3 protein-coding genes are annotated in these 3,459 nt (G+C 65.5%); 2 read left to right on the top strand and 1 reads right to left on the bottom strand.

Annotated elements, in window-relative coordinates:
- On the bottom strand, nt 1-512 hold a 512-nt coding region (locus AC1DSN_RS20150; protein WP_477332469.1), incomplete at its 3' end, for an amidohydrolase family protein.
- Between the two features lie 160 nt (nt 513-672).
- Between AC1DSN_RS20150 and AC1DSN_RS20145 the strand changes: the two genes are divergently transcribed.
- On the top strand, nt 673-1,887 hold the full coding sequence (locus AC1DSN_RS20145; protein WP_063574036.1) for a putative DNA modification/repair radical SAM protein: 1,215 nt from the start codon (nt 673-675) through the stop codon (nt 1,885-1,887).
- Nucleotides 1,887-3,302 (top strand): UdgX family uracil-DNA binding protein, encoded by a 1,416-nt coding sequence (locus tag AC1DSN_RS20140; protein WP_477295660.1) that lies wholly within the window; start codon nt 1,887-1,889, stop codon nt 3,300-3,302. The genes AC1DSN_RS20145 and AC1DSN_RS20140 overlap by 1 nt, the downstream gene beginning before the upstream one ends.
- Nucleotides 3,303-3,459 lie beyond the last annotated feature (157 nt).

Below are 3,459 nucleotides of genomic sequence, written 5' to 3'. Positions count from 1 at the left end.
CCCATGTCCAGCGCGYGGATGAGGTTGGCCTTCGCGGTGGTTGAGCGAAGCAGGCCGTCCTGGGGGAAAGCGACGAGCTCCAGGTGCAGGTAGGGCGCCACGCGGCGCTTCACCTCCAGTAAGGCTTCGGTGGCCAGCAGCCGGTCGTCACAGATGTCGACATGGCTGCGGATCGCGAGCAGCCCTTGCGCCACCGCCATGTCGCAATAGGCCATGGCGCGGGCCACCAGCGCGTCGATCGTGAGGTCGGGCTTGAGCTCGCCCCACAGCGCGATGCCTTCGAGCAAGGTGCCGGAGGCATTGAGCCGGGGCAGGCCGAGCGACAGCGTTGCATCCATGTGGAAGTGCGCGTCGACGAAGGGCGGTGAGACAAGTCGGCCGCCCGCATCGATCTCTTCCACGCCCTTCGCCGGTAGCGCCGGCTGGATCGCTGCGAAGCGCCCGTCGGCGATGCCGATATCGACGTCGCGGCGCCCGTCGGGAAGGCTGGCGTGGCGGATGATCAGGTCCATGTCGGTCGACTCTGGCAGCAAAGCCCGAATCATATGCCTTTGCTTTCGATCGCTCCTACAGGGGTAAGAGCATCGCCGCTGAAGCGGCTCCCACATGTACTTATTTGTGATCCGCGCTTTCACGCGGAGGTCGGCGCCATTTGGCACCATGGCTTTCCCCATGAAACTGTCCGACAAACTCGCCATCCTGGCCGACGCGGCCAAGTACGACGCGTCCTGCTCGTCCAGTGGCGGCAAGGGCCGCAACTCGCTGCGCTCGGGTGGCATCGGTTCGACTGAAGGCATGGGCATCTGCCACGCCTATGCGCCGGATGGACGCTGCATTTCCCTGCTGAAGATCCTGCTGACGAACTTCTGCGTCTACGACTGCGTGTACTGCGTCAACCGGCGCAGCAGCAACGTGCAGCGCGCACGCTTCACGCCCGAGGAAGTGGTGGAACTCACAATGGAGTTCTACCGCCGCAATTACATCGAAGGCCTGTTCCTCTCCTCGGGCATCATCCAGTCGCCCGACTACACCATGGAGCAGCTGGTTCGCGTCGCCCGCACGCTGCGTACCGAGCACAAGTTCGGCGGCTACATCCACCTCAAGACCATTCCGGATGCGTCGCCCGAGTTGATCGACGCCGCCGGACGCTGGGCGGATCGCCTGAGTATCAATGTGGAGATGCCGACGGCCGAAGGCCTCAAGTCGCTGGCGCCGGAGAAAGACCTGGGCGATATCCGTAGTGCCATGGGACGCCTGCGCCTGTCCATCGACGAGGCGAAGGCCGAAAAGAAAGCGCCGAAGTTTGCCCCGGCCGGGCAGAGCACGCAGATGATCGTCGGCGCCGATGCGGCGACGGATCGCGATGTGCTCGCGGCCAGCACCAACCTCTACACGAACTACCACCTGCGCCGCGTCTACTATTCCGCGTTCAGCCCGATTCCCGATGCGTCGAAAATCCTGCCGCTGAAGCCGCCGCCGCTCGTGCGCGAGCATCGTCTGTACCAGGCGGACTGGCTGATGCGCTTCTACGGTTTCCGCGCGGACGAAATCGCTCCCCCCGGTGACAGCGGCATGCTTTCGCTCGAGGTCGATCCGAAGCTGGCCTGGGCGCTGCGTCATCGGGAAAGCTTCCCGGTCGACGTTAACCGGGCGCCGCGCGACATGCTCCTGCGTGTTCCGGGTCTGGGCGTGAAGACCGTGGACCGCATGATCGCGATGCGCGCCCACCAGCGCATTCGCTACGCCGACCTCATCCGCCTGCGCGTGCCGGTGAAAAAGGTCGCGCCCTTTGTTGAAACGGTGGATCACCGTCCCCGAGGTGACCACGAAAGCGCCGCATTGCAGCGTGACCTGCGCGAGCCGGCGCAGCCCGACCTGTTCGGCTGATGCTTGGCGTCCGGCTCGACGATGCTTCGGACGTGGAGGCGTGGCGCGCGAAGGCGCGTGCCTTGCTGCTGGCGGAGGTCGATCCGTCGCAGGTCGAATGGCTCGCGGGACCGGACGGCGGCCTGTTCGGCAGCGACGACGCGATGCCCGAGCCACGGCATGCGCAGGCCCCGGCCGTTCCGCGCGATTTCCTCAGCCTCGTCAATTCGGTGCTGGCGCATTCGGATCCGCGACGCCACGCCACGCTCTACCGCATGCTGTGGCGTTTGACGCACGGCGAACGCAACCTCCTGGCGATCGCCACGGACGACGATGTCGCCTGGGCCCACACCTGCGTGAAGCAGGTCAACCGCGACATGCACAAGATGAAGGCCTTCGTGCGCTTTCGCGAGTTGCCGATCGACGACGGCACCGTCTATGTTGCGTGGTTCGAACCCGACCATGACATCGTCACGCGCGTGGCACCATTCTTCGTCCGCCGGTTCACCGGTATGCGCTGGTCCTTGTTGACGCCCTCACGCAGCGCCCACTGGGACGGCACGACGCTCTCGTTCGGGCCCGGTGCGCAGCGTGGCGACGCGCCTTCCGGCGACGCCCTCGAAGATCTCTGGCGCACCTACTACGCCAGCATCTTCAACCCCGCGCGCCTCAAAGTGGATGCCATGCGCCGGGAGATGCCGGTGAAGTACTGGAAGAATCTCCCGGAGGCGCGGCTCATACCCGAACTGGTGCGCGATGCGCTGCCGAGGATGCAGGCAATGGTCGAGAAACAACCCACGGTGCCGAGGAAAAAGGTCACGCCGCTGCAGAAGGCCGCCGTGGACGCGCCCGAGGGAAGCCTCGCGGCGCTGCGAAAGCAGGCGAAAGACTGTCGCCACTGCGACCTGTGGAAGCCGGCGACGCAGACGGTCTTCGGTAGCGGCCCTGCCGATGCGCGCATCGTCGTCATCGGTGAGCAGCCGGGTGACCAGGAGGATCTGGCCGGGAGGCCCTTCATCGGCCCGGCGGGAAAGCTGTTCGATCGCGCGCTGGAGGAAGCGGGTGTCGATCGCGCCGCGCTCTATGTCACCAATGCGGTGAAGCATTTCAAGTTCGAACCGCGCGGCAAGCGGCGCCTGCACAAACGCGCCAACGCCGAGGAGCAGGCGGCGTGTCGCCCCTGGCTGGCCGCCGAAATCGACCGCATCCGCCCGGAGGCGATCATCTGCCTCGGGGCGATGGCGGCGCAGGCGGTATTCGGGGCGTCGTTTCGGTTGATGGCGCAACGGGGGCAGTGGCTCGACCTGCCTGACGGTCGGCGAGCGATAGCCACGGTGCACCCGTCCTACCTGCTGCGCCTGCCGGATAAGCAGGCGCGAGAAGAGGGGTATGCGGATTTCGTCCGCGACCTGCGTCTCCTGCGAAGTTTCCTGTAGGAGCCGATTCATCGGCGATCCCGCGGCAGCGGGCAAGGTCGATGCAACACCCAATCGCCGATGAATCGGCTCCTACAACAGCAGTTGCGCCTAGCCCCTCAGCCGATCTTGAACTTCTTCAGCTTCTTCGGCACCGACGCGTTCTTCAGCGTCACGT

Source organism: Luteibacter sp. P4_D7_3, assembly GCF_056401735.1.
This window is presented reverse-complemented; position numbering and strand designations above follow the sequence as displayed.